The sequence below is a fragment of the Phenylobacterium sp. genome, from assembly GCF_046590535.1.
Lineage (GTDB): Bacteria > Pseudomonadota > Alphaproteobacteria > Caulobacterales > Caulobacteraceae > Phenylobacterium.
On the sequence record NZ_JBKJTG010000045.1, the window covers coordinates 1 to 6,304 of the forward strand.

Genomic DNA, 6,304 nt, shown 5'->3' on the forward strand with positions numbered 1-6,304 from the left:
GCCCGCTGCCGCCCCGGTCGAAGAGAAGAAGTAAGCTTTTCAACCCATCTGGGTTACGGGAAGGGCCGCCCATCGGGCGGCCCTTCTTCGTTTGAGGGTCTTCCTTACGCTGGCGCAGGGCATGAGCGAGCACTCCCGACCCGCCGACAGCCCGCTGACCTGGACGGACGACGGCCAGCCCCGCTCCGCCCAGTATGACGACGTCTATTTCTCCGCCGAAGACGGACTGGCCGAGACCCACGCGGTGTTCCTGCAGGGCTGCGGCCTGCCAGACGCCTGGGCGGGACGGTCGCGGTTCGTGGTCGGCGAACTGGGCTTCGGGACCGGCCTGAACGTCGCCGCCCTGCTGGAGCTTTGGCGCCGCACCCGGCCGACCGGCGGTCATCTGCATGTCTTCTCCGTCGAAGCCCACCCGATCACGGCGGCCGAGGCGGCGCGCGCCCTGGCCCGCTGGCCAGAGCTAAGCGAGGTGGCCGCCCCCCTGCTGGCCGGATGGCCGGGCCGGGCGCGCGGCTTCCACCGCCTGGACCTGCCGCAGTTCCACGTCACCCTGGATCTCGCCGTCATGGAGGCCACGGCGGCGCTGGAGGCCTGGTCGGGGGCGGCTGACGCCTGGTTCCTGGACGGATTCTCTCCAGCCAGGAACCCGGCCATGTGGTCCGACGAGGTGCTGGCGCTCGTGGCGCGACGCTCGGCGCCCGGCGCCCGAGCGGCGACCTTCACGGTGGCCGGCCACGTCCGGCGCGCCCTCGCCGCGGCTGGCTTCGAAGTCGAGCGCCGCGCGGGCTTCGGACGCAAGCGCCAGCGGCTGGAGGCCATCCTGCCCGGCCGACGTGCCGGGGAGCGCGCGCGGACCGTCGCGGTGGTGGGCGCGGGCATCGCCGGCGCGGCGGCGGCGCGGGCGATCCGGGCCCTGGGCGCCACGGCGGTGCTGATTGAGGCCGATGCGCCCGGGGCTGGCGCCTCGGGCAATCCGGCCGCCCTGGTGACGCCCAGGCTGGACGCCGGCCTCGGGCCGCCAGCAGCCCTGTTCGCCCAGGCCTTCGCGCGAGCCGTCCAGCTCTATGAGGCCGCCCCCGGCGCCGTGCTGGCCCGTGGGGTGCTGCAACTGGCCGCCGATGACCGCCACCCTGCGCGCTTCGCAACCATCGCCGCCGCAGACCTCTTCGAGCCGGACGCCCTGGAGCTTCTCTCGCCGGCACGGAGCACGGACCGCCTGGGAGAGCCGGCGCCGGCCGCCCTGGACCAGCGCACGGCGATCACAGTGGCGCCCGACCGCGTGCTCGAAGCCTGGGCGGGCGACATCTGTCAGGCCAGGGTGGCCAGCCTGATCCGGGAGGAGGCCGGATGGCGGCTGCTGGACGCGGCTGGGGCAGAGATCGCCGTGGCCGACGCGGTGATCCTGGCTGGCGCCCTGGAGGCGGCGACCCTGGCCCCCGACGCTCCGTTGAGCCCGGTCCGCGGCCAGGTGACCTGGGCGCCGCAGCTCTCGGATGCGGCCTCCGCGGCGGCCTGGGGCGGCTATGTGCTGGGCTCGCCGCAGGGGCTGATGTTCGGCTCCACGCACGATCGGGGCGACACCGGGACCGAGGTCCGCGAGGCCGACCATTCGCGCAATCTGGAGACCCTGCGCGCGGCCCTGCCCCAGCTCGCGCGACGCCTCGCCGGCGCCCGCCTGGAAGGCCGCGCTGCGATCCGCGCGGTGACACCCGACCGCGTTCCGCTCGCGGGGGAGATCGCAGACGGTCTGTTTCTGCTCGCCGGGTTCGGCTCTCGGGGATTTTCTCTGGCGCCGCTGCTGGCCGAGCATGTGGCCGCCCTGGCCCTGGGGGCGCCCTCCCCGCTGCCGACAGCTCTGGCCGAAATCGTCGATCCCAGGCGCTTCGCGCGCCGCGCCGCGCGGCGGGGGAGTTCCTGAACCGGCCGGTAGGCCCTATATCTGAAAGCTCTCGGGGGACGTCCTTTGCTTGTCAGGACACGAGACATGAGACTGAAGACCGTCACCGCCGCCCTGGTCAGTCTGATGGTGCTGTCCATCGGCGCGCCGCAAACCGCCAGCGCCACCTCGCCCCTGGAGCAGCCCGCCAAGCCCGCGCGGCAATGTTTCTGGACCAGTCAGGTCAACAACTTCGCCTCAAACGACGACCGCATCGTCAACGTCCGCGTGGGCGTCAAGCAGGTCTATCGGTTTGAGATGTTCGGCCCGTGCCACGACGTGGACTGGTCGCACGAGATCGCCTTGGTCTCCCGCGGGTCGTCCTCGATCTGCTCGGGACTGGACGCCGAGATCATTACCCGGGGACCGCTGGGCCAGCAGCGCTGCCAGGTGCGCAATGTGCGCAGGCTGACGCCGGCCGAGATCGCGGCCCTGCCGCCCCGCGCAAAGCCCTGATCTCCCCGAAGTAGCACTCGCGACGTCACTTTGGAGTTTCGGCGGAACGAAGAACGCCGCCGGCAGGCGCCGGCGGCGTTCGGTCGTGCTGGCTGAGGCGTGGACTAGAAGCGCTTCTTGACGCCCACCTTGAACACCCGGCCCAGCGGATTCCCGTTGGTCACGTCGTAGTTGTAGAAGCTCTGAGCAAACGGAGGGTCCTCATCCAGCAGGTTCTGGATGCTGGCCGAGAGGGTGGTGTCCCACGGCAATTCAACCTGTCCGGTGAGGTCGTGCTGCCAGAAGTCGTCGAGCTTGCCTACGCTCTCGTAAACCCCGGCGCCGTAGTTGTAGCGGCAGTCGGCGGTCGCCCCCGCCCCGGCGTCCCCGGGGCACACCGTGCCGGCCAGGGTCGTGCCTTCCCGATAGAGCAGCTGATAGCGCAGATTCCAGTTCTCTCCGCGAAGGTTGATGAAGGCGTTGGCCCGCACCTTCGGATAGGAGAAGAACTCGCCGATCAGCTCGTGTTTGCCGGCACGGTCGATCGCCGGCGCGATCACTACCGAGGTGTCCTCGAGCAGGGTGGTGGCGCCGCGCTTGTACTCGCTGAGCAAGGTCGCCTCGGCGCCCACCGAGGCGCGGGCGCCCCAGAGGTCCATCCCGAAGAAATTGTCCCACTCATACTGCGCGCGGATGTCGAAGCCGGAGGTCTTGGTGTTCTGGCCGTTGACGATCTTGATCGTCTCCACCAGCAAATTGGCCTGGCTGCAGGCGCCTACGAACACGAAGCGGGCGGCGAAGGCGGGCTTGGCGCAGTTGGCGGCGTTGATGGCGGCGAAAAGCTGGCCCGCATCCTCGACGATCAGCTCCTTCTTGAAGTTGAACTTGAAGAAGTCGACCGAGGCGGTGAACCCGCCGTAGTTCACGATCACGCCGACGTTGGAGGTGTTGGCGGTCTCCGGTTCGAGGTTCGGGTTGTTCTCGGTGACCGTGGCCCGGTAGGAGCCGCCGAGGTTGCGGACGCCCTTGCTGCTGCCGGGCGTCAAAGCCGCTTGGCCTGGCGCACGGAACGTCGAGCCGGCGGAGGCCCGCAGGGACAGCCAGTCCAAGGGCTCCCAACGTGCCGACACCCGCGGATTGGTGGTGGTGCCGACGTTGCCCCCGAAGTCCTCGTGCCGGACGGCCGCGCCGACCTCCAGGTTGTCCAGAACCGGCAGCTTGACCTCGGCAAACACGGCGCCGACCCGGCGGTCAACGTCACGGTCGCGCTGAGCCCCGAAGAACACGAAGGGGCCAGTGGGGTTCGGGCATGTGCCCTGCTGGCCGTCGATGGAATCAACGCAGGGGGTCGCCTGCACGTCACCAAGGTCGGACCACTCGTCCGTGTTGTGGTCGAAGCGGTACTGGGCGCCCGCGGCCCAGGCGATGTTTCCGCCGGGCAGGGCGATCGAGGTCTCACCGTTGACGACCGCATCGGCCACCAGAATCTGGTTGGTCGCGACGTTGGTGTAGGTCCCGTACAGCCACGCCTTGAGTTGCGGATCATTGGCCACAGACGCCTGGTAGTAGGGGTTCGTGGCGCCGGTGATCGCGCTGGCCGCGATGGCGTTGGAGAAGGGGTTGAGGAACTTGCAGGCCCCGACCCCGGCCGTGCCGGTGCGGTAGTCGCAGCCCACCCCGCCCAGGCCGTTGAAGCCACGCTGGATGCGGTTCACCAACAGGTCGTTGGTGGTCACGATCCCCTTGTTCTCCATGAAGGTCAGTGCGGTGTCCCAGCCAATGCCGTCCAGCATGCCGCCATCGAAGCGACCGTTGAAGCCGGCCGAGATGCGATACTGAGTCTGCTGGATATCCTGGTGGTCGGCGCCGTCTGCGTTCAGGGGGTGACCCTCGACGCCGATGAGGCGCCACGCCGTCTGGCTGGCGTTGACCCCATTGACCATGCCGGCGCACTGAGCCGCGGTGAGCGGCGCCGCGCAGGTGGTGCGAAGCGCGATCAGGCCGGGGTTGTTGGCCGGAATGAAGAACCGCGACTGGTTGTTGAAGCCCGCCGGGGTCGGCGAGCCGGACGTCCCGCCCAGCGCGATGGGCGTCGGGAACTGGGTGGTCAGGTTGGCCGGGGAAATCCGCTGGTTGGGAACATCATTGCGGTTCCAGGCCGCTTCGGCGTGGAACGAGACCGTGTCGGAAAGCTCGAAGTTCACCTGGCCGAACAGCTGGTAGTGGTGCTCCTCGTTCACCAGGTCGTTGAAGGGCGTGAACTGGTAGCGGCAGAGCGGCTGGCCGGCGCCATTGCCGGCGACGGGCTTCAGGCCCCCGCTGAGCACCTGGGAGCCCAGCTCGTTGCAGCCGTTGTCGCGAAACGTTCCGCCGGTCGGGATGGCGTAGCTTCCCGGGCTCGCCGAGCCGGACCAGCCGCCGTAGAACACCGATTGGAACGGTACACGGGCGAAGTCGCGGTCATCCACCGCCAAGCGGCCGCGGGCGCGGTAGCCGGCAGTGAGCAGCACATTGCCCCGCTCGAACTGCTTTCCCCAGGCAAGGCTGGCGTCGTAGTCGCCGTCCGAATCCGCGATGAAGGCGTAGTTGCCGTTGAATTCGAAGCCGTCGAGATCCTTGCGGGTGATGAAGTTCACCACGCCGGCGATGGCGTCGGACCCGTAGGTTGCGGCGGCGCCGTCCTTCAGAATCTCAATCCGGCTGACGGCGGCGGTGGGAATGAAATTGAGGTCCGGCCCGCCGCCCTGGAAGGCGGCCGCGGTGGAGTCGGCGAGACGGCGGCCATTCATCAGAACCAGGGTTCTGGCGGAACCTAGGCCGCGCAGGTTCAGCGACGCCGTCCCCGCGCCGCCGTTGTAGCGGTTGCTCTCGCCGAGGGAGGACTGGGCGGCGGTCAGGGTCTTGACCAGCTGGACAACGCTGGGCGCGCCCTGCTTGGCCAACTCCTCGACGCCGATCACATCGACCGGCTGGGCCGCGTCCTCCGGCGTGCCGGCGATATAGGAGCCGGTGACCACGACCTCGGTCACATCGGCCGGTGCGCTCGTGGAAGTCTGGGCCGACGCCCCGCTGGCCGAGGCCAGTGTCAGGACGACGGCGACGGCGGACGCGCCGCAGAAATATCTGCTCTTCAACATGGTGATTCCCTCCCCGGAGGAGCCTTGGCCCGCTTGTGATTCTGCGGCTCACGGCTCGAATGAAAGAAGCATCCCCCGCCCGCGGACGAAGCGCCAGAGATTTTCGTGCTTCTGGCGCAACAACGCTTTTTGGAGGCCCGGCCAAGTTATTGAATCCTTGGCCGGTCGGTTGCAATAGTCGCCATGGCGGGCCGCCGCGGCGCGCGTGTCACACGCCGCCGCAGCCCGTTCCTGACGAGGGCGCGTTACACCATCAGAACTTCTTGCGGACCCCGACCTTGAAGGTCCGGCCATAGGGATTTCCGATGAAGGGGTCGTAGCTGATCTCGAGACGTGCGGCGGAGGGGTCGCGGTCCAGCACGTTGAACACCGAGGCGGTCAGGGTGGTGTCCCAGGGCAGTTGCACGCGGTAGTTCAGGTCCACCGAGTAGAAGTCTTCCACCCTGAGGGCGAACGTGATCGGCCGCACGGCCCCCGTCGTGTCCTGCACACTGATCGGCGCCCGATTGTCCACAGCGCCGTCGACGAAGGTGAGATCCGCCCGCAGGTTATGCGGTCCGCGGGTATATTCGGCGTAGGCATTGGCCCGCCACCGCGAAACCGTTCCGGGGAAACGATCATAGTTCGTGAAGCCCAGAGCGTCATAGGCCCGGGAGACCAGGACCCCGCCCTGCTGGAACGCGTCGATGTCGTACTTAAGCAGGTAGCTGACTGACGCGCCCAAGCCGACACGGCCGTCCATGACATCGTCAGCCTTGAAATCCATCGTGGCGTCGATGCCGGACATCTTGATTTC

Annotated in this window: 3 protein-coding genes and 1 pseudogene; 2 read left to right on the forward strand and 2 right to left on the reverse strand. The window is 68.5% G+C overall.

What is annotated here, in order from left to right:
* The first annotated feature begins 121 nt into the window (after positions 1–121).
* Together mnmD and ACLL81_RS02555 are read left to right on the forward strand one after the other, a co-directional pair.
* Positions 122–1,918 (forward strand): tRNA (5-methylaminomethyl-2-thiouridine)(34)-methyltransferase MnmD, encoded by a 1,797-nt coding sequence (gene mnmD / locus ACLL81_RS02550; RefSeq protein WP_411286780.1) that lies wholly within the window; start codon positions 122–124, stop codon positions 1,916–1,918.
* 66 nt (positions 1,919–1,984) lie between these two features.
* Positions 1,985–2,392: a DUF6491 family protein gene (locus tag ACLL81_RS02555; protein ID WP_411286781.1), complete on the forward strand. Its 408-nt coding sequence runs from the start codon at positions 1,985–1,987 to the stop codon at positions 2,390–2,392.
* A 104-nt stretch (positions 2,393–2,496) separates the two neighbouring features.
* Here the strand turns inward: ACLL81_RS02555 and ACLL81_RS02560 are convergent, their stop codons facing one another.
* Both ACLL81_RS02560 and ACLL81_RS02565 read right to left on the reverse strand, forming a co-directional pair.
* The gene (locus ACLL81_RS02560; protein WP_411286782.1) at positions 2,497–5,508 is read right to left on the reverse strand and encodes a TonB-dependent receptor domain-containing protein; all 3,012 of its coding nucleotides are present in this window, start codon (positions 5,506–5,508) and stop codon (positions 2,497–2,499) included.
* A gap of 253 nt (positions 5,509–5,761) precedes the next feature.
* A pseudogene (locus tag ACLL81_RS02565) lies at positions 5,762–6,304 on the reverse strand (TonB-dependent receptor); the annotation flags it as partial.

Coding starts and splice junctions, on each gene's coding strand:
- mnmD (WP_411286780.1), top strand. CDS start 122: ATGAGCGAGCACTCCCGACCCGCCGACAGCCCGCTGACCTGGACGGAC.
- ACLL81_RS02560 (WP_411286782.1), bottom strand. CDS start 5,508: ATGTTGAAGAGCAGATATTTCTGCGGCGCGTCCGCCGTCGCCGTCGTC.
- ACLL81_RS02555 (WP_411286781.1), top strand. CDS start 1,985: ATGAGACTGAAGACCGTCACCGCCGCCCTGGTCAGTCTGATGGTGCTG.